At 38.5% G+C, this 21,040-nt stretch carries 24 protein-coding genes; 21 read left to right on the top strand and 3 right to left on the bottom strand.

The window, feature by feature from the left end:
* The first annotated feature begins 53 nt into the window (after positions 1-53).
* The 10 genes from PBAT_RS23785 to PBAT_RS23825 all read left to right on the top strand — a co-directional run bounded on the left by PBAT_RS23785 (position 54) and on the right by PBAT_RS23825 (position 9,685).
* The gene (locus PBAT_RS23785) at positions 54-857 is read left to right on the top strand and encodes a nucleotidyltransferase domain-containing protein (RefSeq protein ID WP_169810176.1); all 804 of its coding nucleotides are present in this window, start codon (positions 54-56) and stop codon (positions 855-857) included.
* Between the two features lie 184 nt (positions 858-1,041).
* On the top strand, positions 1,042-1,245 hold the full coding sequence (locus PBAT_RS25465) for a hypothetical protein (protein ID WP_149466333.1): 204 nt from the start codon (positions 1,042-1,044) through the stop codon (positions 1,243-1,245).
* Between the two features lie 144 nt (positions 1,246-1,389).
* Positions 1,390-2,076: a FadR/GntR family transcriptional regulator gene (locus PBAT_RS23790; RefSeq protein WP_068653137.1), complete on the top strand. Its 687-nt coding sequence runs from the start codon at positions 1,390-1,392 to the stop codon at positions 2,074-2,076.
* Positions 2,077-3,309, top strand: a complete 1,233-nt coding sequence (locus tag PBAT_RS23795) for a CynX/NimT family MFS transporter (RefSeq protein WP_246168234.1) — start codon at positions 2,077-2,079, stop codon at positions 3,307-3,309.
* Between the two features lie 169 nt (positions 3,310-3,478).
* Positions 3,479-4,162, top strand: a complete 684-nt coding sequence (locus tag PBAT_RS23800; RefSeq protein WP_068653138.1) for a response regulator transcription factor — start codon at positions 3,479-3,481, stop codon at positions 4,160-4,162.
* Position 4,163: 1 nt separating this feature from the next.
* The gene (locus tag PBAT_RS23805; protein WP_068653139.1) at positions 4,164-5,171 is read left to right on the top strand and encodes a sensor histidine kinase; all 1,008 of its coding nucleotides are present in this window, start codon (positions 4,164-4,166) and stop codon (positions 5,169-5,171) included.
* Positions 5,172-5,243: 72 nt separating this feature from the next.
* Positions 5,244-5,927 (top strand): ABC transporter ATP-binding protein, encoded by a 684-nt coding sequence (locus tag PBAT_RS23810; protein WP_068653140.1) that lies wholly within the window; start codon positions 5,244-5,246, stop codon positions 5,925-5,927.
* Positions 5,924-8,533, top strand: a complete 2,610-nt coding sequence (locus PBAT_RS23815; RefSeq protein WP_068653141.1) for an FtsX-like permease family protein — start codon at positions 5,924-5,926, stop codon at positions 8,531-8,533. The genes PBAT_RS23810 and PBAT_RS23815 overlap by 4 nt, the downstream gene beginning before the upstream one ends.
* A 182-nt stretch (positions 8,534-8,715) precedes the next feature.
* Positions 8,716-9,153 carry an RrF2 family transcriptional regulator gene (locus tag PBAT_RS23820; protein WP_068653142.1) on the top strand — a complete coding sequence of 146 codons (438 nt, stop codon included), beginning with the start codon at positions 8,716-8,718 and terminating at the stop codon, positions 9,151-9,153.
* A gap of 157 nt (positions 9,154-9,310) precedes the next feature.
* On the top strand, positions 9,311-9,685 hold the full coding sequence (locus PBAT_RS23825) for a DoxX family protein (RefSeq protein ID WP_068653143.1): 375 nt from the start codon (positions 9,311-9,313) through the stop codon (positions 9,683-9,685).
* 258 nt (positions 9,686-9,943) lie between these two features.
* On the opposite strand, the gene PBAT_RS23830 is transcribed toward PBAT_RS23825, so the two are convergent.
* The gene (locus tag PBAT_RS23830) at positions 9,944-10,678 is read right to left on the bottom strand and encodes a class I SAM-dependent methyltransferase (RefSeq protein ID WP_068653144.1); all 735 of its coding nucleotides are present in this window, start codon (positions 10,676-10,678) and stop codon (positions 9,944-9,946) included.
* Positions 10,679-10,899: 221 nt separating this feature from the next.
* On the opposite strand from PBAT_RS23830, the gene PBAT_RS23835 reads away from it, so the two are divergent.
* The 3 genes from PBAT_RS23835 (at position 10,900) to PBAT_RS23845 (ending at position 14,142) form a co-directional block, all read left to right on the top strand.
* On the top strand, positions 10,900-12,042 hold the full coding sequence (locus PBAT_RS23835) for a serine hydrolase domain-containing protein (protein WP_068653145.1): 1,143 nt from the start codon (positions 10,900-10,902) through the stop codon (positions 12,040-12,042).
* Between the two features lie 143 nt (positions 12,043-12,185).
* Positions 12,186-12,548 (top strand): potassium channel family protein, encoded by a 363-nt coding sequence (locus PBAT_RS23840; RefSeq protein ID WP_068653146.1) that lies wholly within the window; start codon positions 12,186-12,188, stop codon positions 12,546-12,548.
* Between the two features lie 193 nt (positions 12,549-12,741).
* Positions 12,742-14,142 carry a protoporphyrinogen oxidase gene (locus PBAT_RS23845; RefSeq protein ID WP_068653147.1) on the top strand — a complete coding sequence of 467 codons (1,401 nt, stop codon included), beginning with the start codon at positions 12,742-12,744 and terminating at the stop codon, positions 14,140-14,142.
* Positions 14,143-14,253: 111 nt separating this feature from the next.
* Here the strand turns inward: PBAT_RS23845 and PBAT_RS23850 are convergent, their stop codons facing one another.
* The gene (locus PBAT_RS23850; RefSeq protein WP_068653148.1) at positions 14,254-14,817 is read right to left on the bottom strand and encodes a GNAT family N-acetyltransferase; all 564 of its coding nucleotides are present in this window, start codon (positions 14,815-14,817) and stop codon (positions 14,254-14,256) included.
* 206 nt (positions 14,818-15,023) lie between these two features.
* Here PBAT_RS23850 and gpmA point away from each other — a divergent pair, with 206 nt between their 5' ends.
* From gpmA to PBAT_RS23870, 4 genes are all read left to right on the top strand, one after another.
* Entirely contained in the window at positions 15,024-15,713 is a 690-nt protein-coding gene (gpmA, locus tag PBAT_RS23855) for a 2,3-diphosphoglycerate-dependent phosphoglycerate mutase (protein ID WP_068653149.1), read from the top strand.
* 82 nt (positions 15,714-15,795) lie between these two features.
* Positions 15,796-16,092, top strand: a complete 297-nt coding sequence (locus PBAT_RS23860; protein ID WP_068653150.1) for an ArsR/SmtB family transcription factor — start codon at positions 15,796-15,798, stop codon at positions 16,090-16,092.
* A gap of 138 nt (positions 16,093-16,230) precedes the next feature.
* On the top strand, positions 16,231-17,256 hold the full coding sequence (locus tag PBAT_RS23865) for an NADP-dependent oxidoreductase (RefSeq protein WP_068653151.1): 1,026 nt from the start codon (positions 16,231-16,233) through the stop codon (positions 17,254-17,256).
* Positions 17,257-17,375: 119 nt separating this feature from the next.
* Positions 17,376-17,942 (top strand): hypothetical protein, encoded by a 567-nt coding sequence (locus tag PBAT_RS23870; protein WP_068653152.1) that lies wholly within the window; start codon positions 17,376-17,378, stop codon positions 17,940-17,942.
* A 17-nt stretch (positions 17,943-17,959) separates the two neighbouring features.
* Here PBAT_RS23870 and PBAT_RS23875 read toward each other — a convergent pair whose 3' ends face one another.
* Positions 17,960-18,703 (bottom strand): YheC/YheD family protein, encoded by a 744-nt coding sequence (locus PBAT_RS23875; protein ID WP_068653153.1) that lies wholly within the window; start codon positions 18,701-18,703, stop codon positions 17,960-17,962.
* 125 nt (positions 18,704-18,828) lie between these two features.
* On the opposite strand from PBAT_RS23875, the gene PBAT_RS23880 reads away from it, so the two are divergent.
* The 4 genes from PBAT_RS23880 (at position 18,829) to PBAT_RS23895 (ending at position 21,009) form a co-directional block, all read left to right on the top strand.
* Positions 18,829-19,056, top strand: coding sequence for a hypothetical protein (locus PBAT_RS23880; RefSeq protein ID WP_068653154.1), 228 nt, complete (start codon positions 18,829-18,831; stop codon positions 19,054-19,056).
* A 33-nt stretch (positions 19,057-19,089) separates the two neighbouring features.
* Positions 19,090-19,287: a hypothetical protein gene (locus tag PBAT_RS23885; RefSeq protein WP_068653155.1), complete on the top strand. Its 198-nt coding sequence runs from the start codon at positions 19,090-19,092 to the stop codon at positions 19,285-19,287.
* Positions 19,288-19,499: 212 nt separating this feature from the next.
* Positions 19,500-20,039: a PadR family transcriptional regulator gene (locus PBAT_RS23890; protein WP_084403338.1), complete on the top strand. Its 540-nt coding sequence runs from the start codon at positions 19,500-19,502 to the stop codon at positions 20,037-20,039.
* 151 nt (positions 20,040-20,190) lie between these two features.
* Positions 20,191-21,009 carry an SDR family oxidoreductase gene (locus PBAT_RS23895; protein WP_068653156.1) on the top strand — a complete coding sequence of 273 codons (819 nt, stop codon included), beginning with the start codon at positions 20,191-20,193 and terminating at the stop codon, positions 21,007-21,009.
* The last annotated feature ends 31 nt before the right edge of the window (positions 21,010-21,040 follow it).

Below are 21,040 nucleotides of genomic sequence, written 5' to 3' on the forward strand. Positions count from 1 at the left end.
AGAATTGGAATCTGAAGGGAGTTAGTATGTTACCTCAAATCGTTGAACGAACTATGAATAAGTTATGTAATTCTTTAGGAATGAACAATTTGAATATTGTATCAGTTTACATATATGGTTCGATTGCATTAGGAGACTATATTGAAGGTTCTAGCGATATCGATTTTATTGCAATTCTTCGAGATCCACCTAATAGGTCCGATATCCAAATGATCTCCGAAGCTCACAAAGATGTGGAGAATGAATTTCCACAGGCTGATATTATGGGAGCTTACTTACTCGTTAATGATTTGGGGAAACCAGAAAGCGAAATTAGTTCTTTAGTAACCTATTACAATAAACAAGTGCATACCAATGGATATGGTGCAGATATAAACCCAATTACGTGGTGGATTTTAAAAAATCATGGGTTTAAGATATATGGATCGGAACAATCCTTAAATTATGTAGTAGAAATTAAACCTTTGGTCGGATATGTCATTGAGAACTTAAATACCTACTGGGTTAGCATGATAGATCGATTAGAGAAGCAATTGACATCAATCCACTTAGAAGACCAAGAGAGTATAGGTAAGCAGCTTGATCAAGCAGTTGAATGGTGTACACTGGGCATGTTACGGCAACTATACACAATAAAAGAGCATAATATAAAGAGTAAAGTTGAGGCTGGCTATTATGGAATTACAATTATGCCGCAACAGTGGCATGGATTAATCTACGAAGCAATAAATATAAAGCGGCTTCTTCCTGATCGTTATTATTATTCAAATGAACAGCGATTGACTGATCTCGTGGCATTACTTCATTACATACACCAAGAAGCTAATCGTGTGTTTGATGAATCGGTTGATTACTAATTCGAAATAGGTCGTACAAAGTTGGCCCTTACAGAGGGTATATATGGTTAAGAAAATCATGATAACAGTTATTCTACTGGTAGCGTGCATAATCATTGCAGTATACAATCCATTCATGGATTCTACTATTGAAACAAGGAAGCCATAGGTTCATAACACATCTTCTTACCCACAATTTGAAATCGTGGCCCTTGCTGATCTTGCAGAAGTGGTTGTTCACGGTGTTGTTGTGAAGAGAGGTACAATGCAAATCCTCAATATTCCGATATCAACGGAGATGGGTACGACCAAAGACAATGAAGTAGCACGGCAAACAGTCTCTTATATGGAAGAAGGCGGAGAACTTAAGGATCAAATAGTAGAGCCTTTCGTTGTAAACGTTCCATAAGGATATTCTAGAATATGAATCACGAAGAGCCCTTGAATAACAAGGGCCCTTTCGCATTCCCATAACTATCAGATATACAAAAGTATGATTATATGGTACTTTACCTTAATAGATCCAATCATCCTATGTTTGGAGGTTTGATGCATGCTTACGAAGACTACGCGTCTTAATCTAGTCGAGCAAGTCATTTTACAGATAGAATCTTTAATTGAATCGGGTGAATGGGAGGTAGGCAAGAAGATACCTGCTGAACCGATCCTAGTTGTTGAACTTAACGTAAGCCGCAATACGTTGCGTGAAGGGATAAGGGCGCTTTGTCATACGGGTGTATTAATGACAAGACAAGGGGATGGTACCTATGTTTCTTCTGGCAGTACTCTTGGTTTAGCAATTCAACGACGAACGAAACAATCCAGCTTGATGGAGACGTTGGAAGTTAGGAATGCACTTGAGCAAGAGGCAGCAAGGTTATCTGCTGAACGGCGCAGCCAAGAGGATTTAGAGAAAATCCGGTATTATGAGCGGGAATGTAGCTCGTATACGGCAAGTCGTGATATGGAGAAGTATGTAACTGCTGATTTGAAATTACATCAGACTATTGTAGAATCGACGGGAAATCTTATGCTCATTGACCTGTATGAACATATTACCGAATCCATTCACGAATCTATCACCATTTTATTGAGTAATAGATTCTCTGATGAACTACCACACAATGAGCATTCACAACTGGTAGAGGCTATTGCATCACAAGATACAATAGCAGCAGCTGCCATTGTGCAGCAGTTCTTTGAACAATTAAAACGAGATATCGAAAGGGAGTACATGTAAGTGAAATCATCACAACTTAGATCTGACACACCAATGAAATCGCCATCTAAAGGATGGCTACTTGTCTTAGGAATTATATTAATAGCGACCAATATGCGTGCCCCTTTAACTTCAGTGGGTCCACTGATTGGAACTATTCGAGATGATTTAGGGATATCGAATACGTTAGCCGGTTTGATTACGACGTTACCTTTGCTAGCTTTTGCGCTTCTTTCACCTCTTGTCCCTAGAATGGCTCGGCGGTTTGGTACACCAATGGTTCTTTTTGGCTCATTATTTCTTCTTATTGTAGGGATGGCAGTACGTTCTTCTGCAGGTATTGTAACATTACTGATTGGAACGGTTATTCTAGGTCTTGGAATCGCAATCTGTAATGTACTCATGCCAAGTCTTATCAAAGCTAATTATCCTTTGAAAATTGGTGTAATGATTGGTATATATTCCGTTTCAATGAATTTCAGTGGTGCAATTGCATCTGGAATCAGCGAGCCGATGGCAAACCAAGTTGGTTTGGGATGGAAAGGCGCAATGGGAATATGGATCGTATTAGCATTGGTGACTCTTATCGTGTGGATTCCACAAATAAGACGTAAGCAGCAGGAACAAACAAGCACATCAGCAACCAACCAGAATCGCACTAATTTATGGAAGTCACCTCTCGCTTGGTATATTTCAATCTTTATGGGACTGCAATCTATGCTCTTTTATGTGGTCATTTCATGGCTTCCAGATATCCTGAAAAGCCAGGGGATGAGTTCAGATACAGCTGGCTGGACGGTGTCTATCATGCAAATGGCGTTACTTCCAGTAACCTTTATCGTACCCATATTGGCAGGACGAATGAAGAATCAGAATATTCTTGTAGTCCTAGCAGCAGTGTTCTACTTCATTGGAATTGGGGGGCTTCTCTCTGGTAATGATACGTTCACTCTAGTGTGGGCAATATTAATAGGCATTGGATCAGGTTGTGCATTCAGTCTAGCCATGATGTTATTCGGACTTCGTACTTCAAATGCTCATGACGCGGCTGAACTTTCTGGTATGGCACAATCCATGGGTTATCTGTTGGCAGCCATTGGACCTACGTTATTTGGATTTCTGCATGACGCAACGAACGGATGGAAGATTCCACTGATTGTTATGTTCGTGACCGCGGTGTTACTGTTGATATTTGGCGTAGCTTCTGGACGAAATCGATTGATCGGACAATCTACAGCTAAAGAGAGCACATAATAATAGATTCTATTAAAGAGGCAGCAGATTCCAGAGTGGAATTTGCTGCTTTTTTGATATTAAGGTAAGATTTCAATGATTCGATAACTAATATTGCCTCATCGACGATAGGTAGGCCATGATTGGGGAAAGAATACGAGATAGATATTTAAGTTAGGTGGTTTTTATAATGAAAATTTTATTGGTGGAAGACGATAGAACGATTGCATCAGGCCTTGAATATTCGCTGCAACAAGATCAATTCACGACGGTTCTTTGTTATGATGTTGGATCGGCCCAACGGGTATTAAACGAACAATTAGATCAATTCACATTATGTATATTTGATATTTCCTTGCCTGACGGTACTGGTTATGAATTGTGCAAGATTGTGAAGGAACGCAGTGATATACCTGTCATCTTTTTAACGGCGATCGATGATGAGGTGAATGTCGTGATGGGGTTAGATATGGGAGCAGATGATTATATAACTAAACCTTTTCGTATTCGTGAACTTCTCTCACGGATCAAGTCAGTCTTGCGGCGATATCATAAACAGGCGCAGACCAAATCAATCATTGAAATAGAACATGTTCGAATTAACACACTTGAAGGCAAGGTGTATAAGAACGGCGATGAGATTTCACTTACTGCTTTAGAGTACAGGCTATTACTTATCTTTGCTAATCATCTTGGACAAGTTCTTTCAAGGAATCAGCTATTGGAGAGAATCTGGGATGTGGCAGGCGACTTCGTGAATGATAATACATTAACGGTTTACATCAAGAGGCTACGGGAAAAGTTAGAAGATAACGCTCAAGATCCGACGATTATCAAAACAGTGCGTGGCTTAGGTTATAAGGTGGGTGATTAGCATGTTACGCAATATAGAGATTCGATTGTTCCTTCTAACCATGTGCTCGATCAGTCTAGTGGCAGTCGTTGCAGGGTACGTAATGATTTCATTTAATGCTGCATTACTCATTGCTATCACTACATCTTTACTTATTGGATGTTGCATCATGTTTACGAGATGGAGATATAACGAGATTGAGAAGTTATCGGGTGGTTTGCGTCGAATTAGTGCTGGCGATTATGCTCTTGATGTTCGTGATAATCAAGAAGGTGAGCTTAGTATCCTGAAGAACGATATTTATAAAGTAACGTTAATGTTATCTGAACAAAGTTCACTTTTGCAAGATGAGAAAGTCCAGCTTACCAATGCTATCTCTGATATATCCCACCAACTCAAAACGCCACTAACTTCCATGACTGTGATGGCAGATTTGTTAAGTGAACCCGAACTTCCTCCGGAGAAAAGAACTGAATTCACACGTAATATAAGTATTCAACTCGAACGGATCGGTTGGCTTGTATCTTCGTTATTAAAGTTCTCGAAGCTCGACGCAGGAACGGTACATTTTAAGAAAGATTACATATCGGTAGACAAGCTTCTTCGCAAATCATTAGAGCCGGTACTGATTCCTATGGACATAAAGGAACAAACACTCTCGATACAGGGCAAAGATAGCGTCACATTTATTGGCGACCTTAATTGGACAACCGAAGCCATCATCAATATTCTGAAAAATGGTGTGGAGCACACGCCTGAAGGGGGCGAAATATCTATTTCTTTTACAGAAAACACCTTGTTTACGGAGATCATTATTGATGATAACGGTAAAGGAATACCTAAGGAAGAGTTACCTTATGTTTTCAAACGATTTTATAAAGGAAAGAATGCAAGTGAAGATAGTATTGGAATTGGGCTTGCCCTGGCTCACAGTATTATTACAAGTCAAAATGGCGATATTCATGTATCGAGTGAGGTAGGAAAAGGTACTCAGTTTCATATTAAGTTCTACAAACAAGTGACTATATAGTCATATTACAGTCACTTGATAGTCATCTTAGGCAGATATAATGATCTCATAAGCATATATGGAGGTCTTACAATGGATATTTTAACAATTGAGAATTTGTCTAAAACGTATGGTAAAGGAGAAACGGCAGTCAAGGCACTTTATGATGTTTCTTTTTCGATAAAAAAAGGGGAATTTGTCGCGATTATCGGTCCATCAGGTTCGGGGAAATCAACCATTCTGCACATGCTTGGTGGTGTAGATACACCGACCAGTGGAAAGGTATTTGTAGATAACACAGACATTTATAACCTTAATGAAACAGAGCTAGCAATCTTCAGACGTAGACAAATCGGCTTAATTTATCAATTCTATAACTTAATACCCGTCCTAACGGTGGAAGAGAATATTACGCTACCCTTGTTGCTCGATGGACATAAGGTGGATAAGAAGCAATTCGATGAGATCGTGAAGACTTTAAATCTAGAAAATCGCTTAAACCATCTACCGAATCAACTTTCGGGTGGACAACAACAACGTGTCTCGATAGGAAGAGCGCTAATCAGTAAGCCAGCCATCATGTTAGCAGACGAGCCAACCGGTAATTTAGATAGTAAGAATGGAAATGAAATCATTGAGTTATTAAAAATGTTTAATAAAACCTATAAGCAGACGCTTATTGTCATTACTCATGATGAACGGATTGCGCTACAAGCTGACCGAATCATCACCATAGAAGATGGAAGGATTGCTAAGGACGAGGTGATTCGTCCGTGAATATTGTCAATAAATTAACCATAAGACATTTGAAGCAGAATAAAAGACGTACGCTTGTGACCATCATTGGAGTCATTATTTCCGTAGCAATGGTGACGGCTGTATCAACCCTTGGTGTATCTTTCATGGCTTTAATGCAAAAAGAAACCATTGCAAGTAATGGGGAGTGGCATGTCCTTTACAAGGATGTGAACAAGTCTCAACTTAAAGCGATTGATGCGGATGAAGAAACAAAGACACTAGTCGTTTCGAAAGATCTTGGGTACGCACGATTAGCAGGCACGGAGAATGCGAATAAACCTTATTTATATATCAAGGCGTATAATGATCAAGGTTTCAAAAAATTCCCGATTGAGCTAAGTTCAGGACGACTTCCGCAAGCGGCTAATGAAGTTGTGCTCTCGGAGGAAATTGCTACGAAGGCTAAAGTATCTTACAAACTGGGGGATACATTGAACCTAGATGTTGGAACACGGCTACTTGAGGATGAAGAGGGTAATGTCCGAACACTAACTCAAACAGATTCATTACAATTCCAGCAAGATGCAATTGTGGAACAATTAATTGATACAACAAAGGAAAGTTACACGATTGTGGGCTTCATAAAACGTCCAACATGGGAACCAACATGGGCACCTGGGTATACGATTCTTAGTTATGTAAACGAAAGTATATTGGGCTCGGATGATATCGTAAATGCTACGGTTCTATTAGACAAGGTGAAGAGCTCTCTGTTTACGCATGCCAAGGATTTAGCAAAGACAAATAACATAGACTCCAAATCCATTGAATTTAATAATGAATTATTGCGGTTTTACGGTGTGACGAATAATGATAACTTACGTAGTACCATTCTCTCGATGTCCGTGATTATTATGGGAGTCATTATTGTTGGTTCGGTATCATTAATATATAATGCGTTCGCTATTTCCGTCTCAGAACGTTATCGTCACTTAGGTATGTTATCGAGTGTTGGAGCGACGAATAGACAGAAGAAAAATTCAGTGTTTTTCGAGGGAGCAATGATCGGTTTAATCAGTATCCCCATTGGGATCATTTGCGGTCTTACGGGTATAGGAATAACTTTTTGGTTCATTAACTCGATCATCCAAGGTGCTCTAGGACTAACAGGAACATTAACCGTATCCGTTACCCCATTGTCCATATTAGTTGCATGCGCTATTTCAATCCTAACGATTTTTATTTCAACTTATATACCTGCTATAAGAGCAGCTAAGATCTCTGCTATTGATGCAATTCGACAAACAACAGATGTTAAGCTGACAGGTAAATCAGTTAAAACATCTAAGTTCGTTCGTATGTTATTTGGAATAGAAGCTGAAATAGGGCTGAAGAACTTAAAGAGGAATAAACGAAGATATCAAGCAACGGTATTCTCCCTAACTATTAGTATTGTGCTGTTTTTAACGGTATCTTCTTTCACATCCAATATGAAGAAGTCGCTTGACCTCTCACAGGCTGGTGTGAATTACGATATTCAAGTCTATATGGGTAATAATAATGCTGAAAAGAATGATCAATTAATACAAACGATTTCAACTCTGCCGGATGTAACGGACTATACCCGGGTAAAGGAACTAAATGTTAACACATGGCTTGATGAAGCATCCATTGCTGATAAACTGCAAGAGGATTTGAAGAACGATAACAGTATTCTTAAGGATGGGAAATATCCCTACTATATTATTGTGAATTCATTAGATGAACAAGATTTAAAGTCCTATGCACAAGCGATTGGTGCAGATTATAAACAACTAACGGACCCGAACCTTGGTTCTGCGATTGTGATTGATACGATTACCTATGAAACAGAAATAGAGAAGAGATATGTTGAAACGAAGGCTATTCATATGAACACGGGTCAGAGCATTGATCTAATGAATAAGGATTGGGAAACAGAAGAAGAGACCCATTTGGGCAAAATAGAAATCGCCGCATTAACGGATCAATACCCTATGGGAATTCGTACGTTAGGTTTAGGTGGATTAAATATCATTGTTTCTGAACAAGTCATGGATCAATTAACAAGGGATCATAAGACGAATACAATACAGACGTATCTTTATTTAAATAGTTCCGATCCTATGGCCACACAACAAGAAATTGAAGAGTTGAAAGAGAATAATATATATGTAGTTAATAAGTATCAACAGAGACAAAAGGAAGAACAGATGATCATGTTAATGTCGGTATTCACGTATGGGTTCATCGCATTAATTACGTTAATCTCAATTGCTAATATTTTCAATACCATATCGACGAGTATCTCACTTCGAAAACGAGAGTTTGCGATGTTGAAATCTGTGGGTATGACACCAAAGGGCTTTAATAAAATGATTAATTATGAAAGTATATTTTACGGCATGAAGTCATTACTCTACGGGCTTCCGATTAGTGTAGTCGTTATGTATTTGATCCACAAGGGATTGGGGAACAGTTTTACCTATGAATTCTCCCTTCCTTGGCTAAGTATTGGGTATGTCATCGTTGCTGTATTTATCATTGTTATTTCAGCCATGTTATATGCCAGCTCCAAAGTGAAGAAAGAAAACATAATTGATGCGTTAAAACAGGAGAATATTTAAGCCTTTATTTAGTAGATAGTAGTTAATATGAAAACCTGGTAGTTGAATTTTGCCAGGTTCTTTATTATGCTTCCTTGAACACGAATAGATAATGTCCTATAATGTGCTTATTGAAATTGCAATAAATAATTAAGACTTGTTAAGCTAGAATTATTACAACGAAACCTATAGGAGTGATATTCATGAGTACAGCAAATCGTGGAGTAAACATTGGACCTCCTCGTTTTAAAATAGCCGTTCATTCGATTGTCTGGTTAGCTAAAAGCGGCAGTATACTATCGAGCGCCATGATTGCAGACCAAGTCGATTCGCATGCAACCTTTATGCGCAGAGTGATGCAAGCATTAGCGACGGCAGATATCGTGGAGTCCAAGGGAGGACGTGAGGGTGGATATACTCTACGAAGACCTGCAGACCAGATTACGCTAGGCGACATATACTTAGCAGTAAGTACAGGGTCAGCAGAGCCAGAGGTTGATGTAGACTGTGGAGCAGCGGCGGAACAACTAGACGTGGAATTAGAACGGATTCTCTATGAAGCTGAACAACAAACCATTGAGTATTTAGGGAAATATACCATTGCGGATGTTATGAACCGAGTTGAATTTTTCGCGATTTAAGTTTATGGATGTTCATAATTAATTCATACTATTTAGGTACTAGTCAAACGACTAGAAACTGATTATAATGTGCTTATACGAGTTGCAGTTACGACTGCACTTTTATTTTACACCTTAATGTGCCTGTACAGGTTGCATTAAAAAAGGGGGAATCAAATTGGATATTGTAACATTTATATTACAAGGAATACTTGGGCTTATGTTCTTGATGGCTGGATTCGGAAAGATAACAGGGTCAAAGATGCATGTTGAAAATTTTAAACATTGGAGGTTACCGCAATGGTTCCGTGTTGTAACGGGATTCGTTGAACTCGTCGGTGCTGCTGCACTAATTGTTGGTTACTGGGATCCAAGCTGGACAGCTGCAGGGGCATTGGTGCTTGGTGTTACCTCTATTGGAGGGATATTGACTCATGTTCGTGCTAAGGATTCGTTGAAACAAACGTTTACAATCATATTTCTAGCCATAATATCTATTGCTGTATTCTTGATCCGCTTATCCGATCTTTCTAATTTTCCTGGATTTAACTAACTTAACAATACATGATTGAACAGGCCATTGAAAATGCGTTTTATGTATCATGTCGCATGAGAAAATTCATATGTTGGTCAAATGCCAATTGTATTTATTAAATAATAGAATGTGGGTCATTTGGTAAAAGTGCGAAACAACGTTAAATAACCGTGAAAAAGAGACTAAGTAATATCATGTTTAGTTTTTCACGGTTATTTCTATTTGTAAGATCAATTACTAATCATTGCATTTCATTGCAATCTACTCGTTCGAAGCTCATGCTTTTACTGCAGAAATAATCAAGAACATAGGCCTACGATTCTCATGTTGCATCAGTGGATCACTCTTCAGCATTTCATCGGATGGCATAGGTTCTTTAACTGCTTTTATTACAAATCCAGCCTCAATGATGTCATTCATATAGGTAGAGATTGTGCGATGATATTTAATAACATCGGGTGCTAAGAATGATGTTGTACGTACACCTTCTGATTGATATTGATCTACTGGCCAATGTTGAGGATTTCCTTGACCATCATAGTGCCAATCTTGTTCATCGCGAGAAGTGAAAATAGGATGTTCAACGGAAAACAAGAAAGTACCGCCTGGTTTCAGAAATGCATACACTTTTTTGCTAATGTCTGCGAATGATTCGATATAGTGGAAAGCCAATGAACTAATCACTACATCAAATTGTGAATTTGAGAATTCGATATCTTCAATCGGCAATTGCACATAAGAAATGGCAGGATCATTCGTTTGTTCACGAGCCTTTTGAAGCATATTTTCAGATATATCTACACCTATAACTGAACTTGCCTGTTGTTCCCGAGCGTATAGACAATGCCACCCAAAACCACACCCAAGATCTAGCACACTTTTATTCTGCAAGTCTGGCATTAACGCTTTTAATACATGCCATTCTCCTGCTCCTTCAAGGCCTTTGATTGAACGAGCCATTTGCTTATAAGCGGAAAAGAAATTTGAATCATCATATTTGTTTTGTTTCATCTGGTATTCATCTCCTAAATTCATAAGTCGATTTCTATATATTTCTTATGTCATTATACTCATTGGAAGCTTGTGAATCCATTTAATAAGGTGTGAGTTATGATACAAATCAATGAAATCTTACAATTAGAAACGAATTGATAAGACCTATATGGACGCAAGAAGAATGACTAATGTAGAATATATCCATTGTTAGAATTTCAAGGGAGTGAGCGAAGAGAATGAGTAACTTATTGATCAACCTGAGAATAACTGAAGGAGAATTGGATGTAGAGCCTGAGGCGGTAGAGATGAACGCCGGACAATTGAATAAATTGGTTAGTCACTTTCACTATCTAATTAAGCTAGACAAAATTCAAGCAGCGAGTTATCTTGTTGCACGACATGGGAAGATCGCAGCATGGAAATCGATGGGTAGACTTCATGGAACGATAGACAAGGGGGACTTGCAACCCGACTCCATACGAAAGATTTCTTCAATCACGAAAGCGTTCACAAGTGTAAGCATCATGAAATTGATTGAAGATGGTCAGCTCTACATTGATCAACCTGTATCTACTATATTGGAAGAGTTCAACACACCTGTACATAAAGATATTACCTTGTTTCATTTATTGACGCATACTTCCGGTATTCTGCCAGTGACAGGGTATTATAATGAACCCTATCCGCGAGAGTGGTGGGGCGTAAATGGTATGGAGAATTGGATTCGTAAAGTACTGCAAGGACCACTTATTTGTCAGCCAGGGGATGCTTATAATTACTCATCAGCAGGGTTCGCATTACTCGGTGAGATCGTTTCACGCGTATCAGGTATTAAGTATGAAGATTATGTGTTAGCGAATATTATTCATCCACTTGGGATGACGCGAACATTCTTTGATGTGCCTGAGCATTTGCGTTCGGAGGTATGTTCGGTAGAAGCATCGGATATCGAGAGATTAAGCGTACAAGACGATAATTCACTTAACCCTCCACGTTCGGACGGGGGTCTTTATTCTACCCTTTACGATATGTGGCGTTTCGGACAAATGCTGCTGAACGGAGGAAGTTTTGAAGGGGAGCGCATCTTGGGAAGGAAATCGGTGGATCTGTTGACTCGACGTCATTTGTTCAACATTCCTGCTTATCATTGGGGTGGCCAAATCAAAGATAAAGGTCATGCTTTAGGGTTTGACCTTGCAATTAATCATCTTGCCTATGAGTCAGTTGGGACTTACCAACTGGAAGGAGCAGGCAGATCGGGATTCTTCGTTGATCCGGTTGAGAACTTGATTGTCGTATTCTTCGTACCATCGACTTCTTCATGGGTACCTGAGTCAGTGCTAGGCACGAAACAAATCATCTGGTCTAGCTTGCTGTAAGAGATGAATAACAGGCTACCTAAGGGTAGCCTGTTATTCATATTTAATGATATAATATGTACCTCTGAGTGTACGAGAATCCGTGATTTCATTGTATTTTCATATTGTGTGCAGAGTTGATTCGTTTGAGAGAGGTGACATCTATGATTTCTTTTTTACTTACAGCGAAACGTCTTTTGAGCGGCATATTTCATGCATTTAAGCTTAAAAATTTCCAAGTGTTATTCTTTTTGATTGTCCTGATGCTTATTTCTGGAACACTCTTCTACAGTAAAGAAGAAGGACTCTCTATCATGGACGCATTGTACTTTTGCGTAGTTACCCTTAGTACAGTTGGGCATCCGAGCTTTGAACCGCAGACATCTCTTGGTAAAGTGTTTACCATGATTTATATTATCGTCGGTACAGGTTTGTTCTTAGGAATGATGGGACATATTGCTTACGCTATCATTAAAAGTAGCCAGAAAGAAGAAGAACAAGTTCTTATTCAGAAGAAAAAGAAATAATACGTGTTATATTCCTTGGACTAAGACGACCGCGAATTTTCGTGGTTTTTTTGTATTGTTAAATAGATTGAACTTGTGTGAATCTATATAGATTAACGTCACGTCCTGTATACATTTTCATTTAATTCCCTATGTTATAATGTACTTAATTGTATTGAAACAGCCATTAATGAAGGAAGTAGGTGTCTTACATTTGAGAACAGTCGTCGTAATCGGCGGGGGAATAACGGGATTGTCCACCGCTTACTATTTACACAAAAACATACATAGTAACAACTTGGACGTTAATATCGTACTGGTTGAAGCTAATGATAGATTAGGTGGAAAGCTCCGAACACTTCATGAGGGAGAATTCACGATGGAGTCTGGTGCGGATTCTATTGTAACGCGTAAGACCAATGTCGCTCCCCTTATTGAAGAGTTGGGCCTTCAGGATGAGGTAGTATATAACGCAACGGGGACATCCTTTATCTATACGGAAGGTAAACTCAAGCAAATTCCGAAGGACGCTGTCTTTGGAATACCGTTAAGTATTGAGTCACTTGCTAAAACGGAACTGATCTCTGCCGAAGGGAAAGTAGAAGCGCTGAAAGATTTGTACACCCCAAATGATAAGTTTACGAAGGATGATTCTGTAGGTGATTTCTTAGAAGCTTTCTTTGGAAAAGAACTCGTGAATAAGCAAATTTCACCGGTTCTCTCCGGTGTTTATTCAGGAAATCTGGATGATCTTACGATTGCTTCAACGCTACCTTATTTAATTGATTACAAGAACGAATATGGCAGTATTATTAAAGGATTATCGGCTAATAAGAGCAAATTTCAAGGGAATGGCGATAAGAAGTTCATGTCTTTCAAGGGCGGTGTTTCTGCGATAATTGATGCGATGGAAGAGCATTTGTCTGATGCCGAGATTATCAAAGGTGTTCATGCTGAACGGGTTGAAAAACTAGGAGCTCAATACCGAGTTACACTTGTGAATGGCCGTACTTTAGATGCAGATATGGTTGTATTAGGGACAATGCATAATACAGCACAAGCATTGCTCCAAGACGAGAGCTTGAATGAGGATTTCAATCAGTTAATTAATAGTTCTCTAATCAGTGTATATCTTGGGTTCGATATTCCTGATAGTCAATTGCCTGCGGATGGAACAGGATTCATCACAGCTAATAGTGATGATGTGAAGTGTCATGCTTGCACTTGGACTAGTCGTAAATGGGAGCATACGTCTGAACATCAACGATTGCTCGTTAGACTCTTTTATAAGAGTTCAGGACCTCATTATGAAGCGCTGATTAAGCTCTCGGAGGAGGAACTTCAGCAGGTAGCACTGCAAGATATACAGATTAGTCTTGGTATTAACGCACAGCCGATAAGTTGTGATGTAACGAAATGGCACAATACAATGCCTAATTACCATATTCGCCATCATCAGATCGTAGAATCTCTTGAGAGGAAGATGGCGAGTCACTATCCAAATGTCATCCTAGCCGGATGTTCTTATTATGGTGTAGGTATTCCCGATTGTATAGCAAATGGTGAGAGAACCGCAGATATTATTATGGAGCAAATAAGCTCGAATTCTATGTAGAATGTATTACAGGGAATGATAATGAAGGTACAAAACAAGAGCCGGCTCTTGTTTTGTACTGGGAAGGAGTACTGTAAGATATATCATGCCCACAATGATGCATTCAAATTCTTACATAAGTGGCTTAATCATGTGGTAATATAAGTGTTCTGAAATATGGAAAGAAGAATCCATTATGAAACCATGTTTCTCATATAATTTCTGTGCGTTTGGATTATCGACGGATACATTAAGCGAGAACTTATGATGCCCTTGAAGACGTGCGATTTGCTCAACTGCAGTCAACAAACTCGACCCTATGCCTTGTCCACGGTAGGTTTCGACCACGGCCAACGTATCGAGGTGGAATTCGTCATGTTGCGCTTCACTACTCTCAAATTCATCCTCATCTTTACCAAAATAATCTTCGACGGAAGGATCCCATTGTTTCTGGAATTCTGTGTTTAGTCTCCCATCATAACCTAAAGCAATACCAGCTATGTTAGCAGCTATTTCTTGAACAATAATAAATTTATAACTGAAATAGCTCATATCCTGAACATACAAATGTTTAATGAATGACATGACTGTATCTTTAGGGAAATTCTCGGTGAAATAGGAATGTTTATCCTTCATAATATAATAAATCAATTCGCATATTTCATTCATGTCTCTGATGTGTGCTGGACGAATCATGGTGTGCCTCTTTTCCATAGGATGTATTCATTATACGCTTTATGGGCTGAGACTCATAACGATCTGCTGATCGCAACATGGACTCTTATGTATATCGAGGATATTCATCCGATTGTATCTTACATTGCTATATAATAAGGATCGAAACAGGGGGGGGATAATTAAAATTTAATACAATATATTATCAAAAAAAAAGGAGTGTTAAGATGCAAAAAATCGTGCTCGTTCGTCATGGTCAAAGTGAGTGGAATTTGGAAAATAGATTTACGGGTTGGACCGATGTTGATCTATCATCAAATGGTCTACTTGAAGCAAGAAAAGCAGGAGAAATCTTGAGAGATAGTGGCTATACATTCGACGTAGCTTACACTTCTGTACTCAAACGAGCGATAAGAACCTTATGGATCATACTAGATCAGATGAATTTTATGTGGATTCCTGTACATAAATCATGGATGTTGAACGAACGGCACTATGGCGCACTTCAAGGACTGAATAAAGCGGAGACTGCGACCAAATATGGAGAAGAACAAGTCCACCTCTGGAGAAGATCTGTCGATGTAAGGCCACCTGCACTTGAACGAAGTGATACAAGATATGATGGTTTTGACCCGAGGTACAAAGATATTTCCGACCAGGTTCCATTAACTGAAAATTTGGAAGATACAGAGCGAAGAGTACTGCATTACTGGCAAGAAGTCATTAAGTCTTCGCTACTCTCTAATCAAAAAATCATCATATCTGCACATGGCAATACCATTCGAGGACTTGTTCAATATCTGGACAACATCCCCTCAGATGGCATAGCAGATTTGAATATACCAACCGGCATACCCCTGGTGTATGAATTGGACGACGTATGCCAACCGATAAGACATTACTATTTAGGAGTGTAATCGAATCGATCTAGGATAGGACAAGAAGAGTGTCTTTCTTAGATAAGTTGACTTTAGCATATTTCATGAATACAATAGTCCTATGACTATTGAACAATATTCTTTAAAAGATGATGAGAAGCGGGCAAAGATTTTCAAAGCATTAGCAGAAGTGAAACGAATTGAAATGATTCGATATCTTCATATCCATCGGGAGAACAACACATGTGGATCCATCGGTGAGTCGATGGGAATGGATAAATCCAATGTGTCATATCATCTCAAGATTTTATATGAAGCTGATCTTGTTTCTGTCATCCGAAATGGGCAGAATAAGAAGGGGCAGCTAAGAGAAGATACGTTCTCTGAATTTTTACCGGGTTTCTTGGACAGTTTATAGTATGTCTAGAGGCCCGTAATTTTTGAACATTAATTTGATAGTTTTAAAACTATCATATTATATAGGCTTGATAGTCATCGTAAACAAGTTAATCAGTTATGCAGAAACTAAAATAAAGTTAAATGGAGTAGTGATTATATGAACCAACAATATACTAACAAACAAATCCTTTTGGCATCACGTCCAGTAGGCATGCCAATCGATCAAAACTTCGAATTCAAAGAGATTCCGGTTAGTGAAGCACAAGATGGACAGGTTGTTGTTCGTACCTTGTACTTGTCCGTGGATCCCTATATGCGGGGAAGAATGAACGATGCTAAATCCTATATCCCAGCTTATAAACTTAATGAAGTCATTACAGGTGGAATTGTAGGAGAGGTTGTAGAATCCAAGTCTGATTTGTTCAAGGCCGGAGACAAAATTCTTGGGATGTTGGGATGGCAATTATACAATACAGTGGATGCTAAGACTATTCGTAAAATTGATGATTCTATGGCACCAGTATCAGCATACTTAAGTGTTCTAGGTTTGACAGGTCTTACTGCATATTTCGGTTTACTAGATATTGGTCAGCCAAAAGAGGGTGAGACGGTTGTTGTATCTGGTGCTGCGGGTGCAGTGGGTATGCTTGTTGGACAGATTGCCAAAATCAAAGGAACACGTGTCGTAGGAATCGCAGGATCCGATGAGAAATGTACCTATTTGAAGAATGAACTTGGGTTTGATGAAGTTATTAACTATAAGACAACTACAAACCTCGATCAGGCACTGAAAGAAGCATGTCCTAACGGAGTGGATGTGTATTTTGACAATGTAGGTGGAACTATCTCTGATGCTGTGATGAATGTACTGAATGATTATGCAAGGATTCCATTATGTGGAGCCATCTCTTCATACAACAGTACAGATGGGGACATAGGCCCACGTATTCTGACCAAGATGATCAAGACTCGCTCCCTTATGAAAGGATTTGTACTTAGCGATTATGCAGCTAGACAACCAGAAGGACTTCAGGAGCTTGGACAATGGCTATCAGAAGGTAAATTAAAGTATGAAGAGACGATTGTGGAAGGTTTCGACAACGCGATTGATGCATTTCTCCAATTGTTCCAAGGTACTAATCTAGGAAAAATGCTCGTTAAGGTAAGTGATTCGAAAGAATAATATAATATGATTATTTCATTATCGAATGAGCAACGCAAAGTGCTAACCACACTTCGTGTTGCTCATTCTTTTTGCAACTTATGGGAATTTAGACCGTCCTATATTAGAGGGGGTAGAATATGAAAATTTTTCTTATGAAAAGTATATTACTTATTGTTTTAGCAGCTTTAGTAGGTTGTCAGCAAAGTGAAGCGCTAACAGAAAATCAGATTACAAAAGTAGATACCGAAGCAGATATGGAAGGATTTGTAGAGCCTGAATCATCTAATTGGGTGGAATATACAAAGCCTGCAAGAGAGTACATGTATTATAGAACACAAGCAGTCATTAATAAGGATATAAATATCCTGTGGGATAAGTACCCAGATCTAAAAGATAATATAGATCCTAAACAAGGAGTTAATGTTGAGAAAGATGAGCTCAAATCATTAAATCATAATTTTAAATTGTTAGATGCCAATTATAATATTGAAAGTTATGAACGAATGAAAGTGAAAAAAATAAACGCTAATGAAGTGGTACTTCTTATTCATGGAACTATTAGTTATTTGAGAACTGACTTCGATGAGTCTGGTGGGGAATATTTAATAAAGATCTTCTTAGAACAGAAGGATAATCATTGGATGGTCGTAAGAACTGACGAATACAATTTAGAAGAATACAAGGAATGGTTGAAGGGGAAGTAATATAGAATTATTCAGTTTCAGCGGCTTGCTTCTATTCTCCTTTTCGCTTGAAGATATCTTCGATATTGGATGGGATCTAGCTTCTTCAATCCGTGAAAGTTAGGTTTGGTATTTGCTTCAATAAACCATACTTTACCTCTCTTATCTATGCCCATATCCAATCCAAGGATTCGAAAAGAGAAGCGAGAGCCTAATTTACGTGCTATTTTGTAGGATACGTCACTTAACGTCCAAAGAACCCTGGATACGTGCAGCGGTTGATCGGCTCCTCGAAGGATTTCCTTAATTCTCGCATCCCGAGCTCCTTTTGCTACATTGGTGACGATGGAATTGGACCTTGGCGCCACCTTGGCGCTCATCCATGTAAGTGACCATCGGTTGGAAGGTTTCTGGAGAACAATCCGCAGATCAAAAGGTTTATTTCGATAAGTTGCCAGAGAAATTCCTTGTTGGATAATATATTTTTTACCACGGCGCATTCTCTTTACTACTTCGAATACGATGTTTCTGTTGGAGCACACTTTTGACGTGGTTTTATATGAAATCAAGCTTTGTGAACGATTAAGCCTCTTGACACGGATAATCCCTGTTCCTGCGGAGCCATTATCGGGCTTGATATATAATACAGGGAAATTCCTGAGCATCATATTCAGTGTACTAGCATGATACCATCGTGTTTCTGGAACGTGACGGGATAGGAAACGATCATTTATTATGGGCTTCCCTTTTTTCATTTTACTACTGATGTATTTATGTTTCATTAACTCACCTCCATTTCTACATTATTCGGGATCACTTATCTGGATGAGGGCTAATACCCTATTTGATTAAAATTTCAAATTACGGTTTTTAAGGTTTCGGGTGAACGAATAAGGAGGTTGCATGAATGAAGAAGAGACAATTCTTGTTCATGTGTACGGCAATGATTTATTTGTTGTTCGTTGGGTGTTCGAATAAGAAGTTATCAGATGAACCGGTGAGACCGATAATTATATTGGATCAACAGCGTATTGAATATAGGTTGGGTCCATATTGTTGGTTTGGTACTAAAAAAGATGGGATCTGCGGAGATCCTCTACACCCAGATATCTTCTACAAAAGTATTAAAGAATAAGCTGTTGTTGCAGATCTTGGGGGAGTTATTAGTGTGAAATTTCCGATTGAACCTGACTCGTTCACATTAACCATTATCAATTCCTATGGCGTTGTGGAATCGACAAATAAACCAAATGAATATAACTATAACCTTCCAAAGAAGCCGGGGTATTATAATTACTGTCTGTCTGCTGTTTGGGAAGTGAAGAATGAGGCTAGTTACTACTTTGGTATTCAAATAAACGAGTGATTACAAGGTCGTCTATGGATTGAGCAAATTTAATAAGAACAATGGATAGAGAATCAGATATATTCTGATGGATCTATCTTTTTTTTTGCTAATAATATGAGAAACAAATTAATATTTGATCTTAGATAATATGTTGACAAGATATATATTGAACTGATATATTGATGATGAAATGATTTACAAATATATCTAAATGACAAGGAGGTCCCAGTGTGAACAGTCAGGATGTAATATTAGGCATGCTCATGAAAGAATCGTTAACTGGATATGAAATAAAACAGTTATTGGAGAATGTATTCTCAAATTTCTTTAGTTCAAGTTATGGAACGATTTATCCCACGCTTACCCGAATGGAGAAAGAGGAATTGATAACTAAGGAAATGGTGCTACAGGACGGGAAGCCTAACAAAAATGTATTAAACATAACGGATAAAGGACGAGCGTGTTTTAACGCGTATTTGCAAGGACCACTAGAGGGAGACAGTATAAAAAAATCGGATTTTATGATGCGACTTTACTTTGGTGAATTCGTTGGCTATGACAAGATCATAATCTGGTTGAAGCAAGTACAGAAGGATTCACAACAGAAGTTAATTCAATTATGTGAGCAGTATTCGCTTTATAAAGATGAAATGCATCCAGCACAGATCATATGCATCCAAATTGGGATAGAAGAATATAAAGCAAAACTTGAGACCATTGCCGAGGGATTGGTAAGTATGGAGAAGTTAGAACAAGAGGAGCGCTCATAAAGCTTAAAACACAAGCTTTCGAAGTAAGTTTTGTATGAAGTTTAATCATAGAAGTAACACAAACAAAACTTTTAGCGAATGCTTTCGAAGTGAGTTTTATTCGAACCCTAACCACGTAGTAAAGCTCATAAAACTTTTAGGAGGAATTATTATGAAAACGATATTTATCACGGGTGCGTCATCAGGTATTGGTAGAGCTACAGTTAAACACTTTGCTGAGAGAGGATGGAACGTAGTAGCCACGATGCGTACACCTGAACAAGAAACTGAACTCAATATGCTAAGCAATGTTCTAGTATTAAGACTAGATGTTGAGAACAGTGATACGATTCAAACTGCGTTAGAGGAAGCGATACAACGATTCGAAACCATTGATGTTCTCCTCAATAATGCCGGATATGGAACAATGGGCCTCATTGAAGTTGCAACAGATGAGCAGATTAGAAGACAATTTGAAGTGAATGTGTTTGGTTTGATCAGCATGACGAAAGCTATGTTACCCCATTTCAGATCTAATCAAGAAGGCATGCTAATCAATATTTCTTCTATGGGAGGTAAAGTCACCTTTCCTACGATGTCACTGTATCATTCAACTAAATTCGCCGTAGAAGGATTCTCTGAATCTGTATCTTATGAATTAGCTTCACAAAACATCAAAGTAAAATTGATTGAACCTGGTGCGATTAACACGGATTTTGGCGGAAGATCAATGGAGTTCTTTTTTAATGATGCCTTAACAGATTATAAGCCGTTTACTACAGCATTTCTGGGCAAATTGGGTGAAATGGAAAAAGATCCAGCATATGCTTCCCCACCTGAATTTGTTGCGGAAACCATATATCAAGCCGCCACAGATGGTACAAGCCAATTCCGATATGTTGTTGGAGAAGATGCAAAGATGCTTATCAATATGAAGGAAAATACGGATGAGGAAGAGTATTTAAGTAATATATATCAGCATTTTGCTTAAGCAAAAAAAGTTACAGTCATCATTACATAAG

This window comes from Paenibacillus antarcticus (genome assembly GCF_001637225.1).
Classification (GTDB): Bacteria; Bacillota; Bacilli; order Paenibacillales; family Paenibacillaceae; genus Paenibacillus_AQ; species Paenibacillus_AQ antarcticus.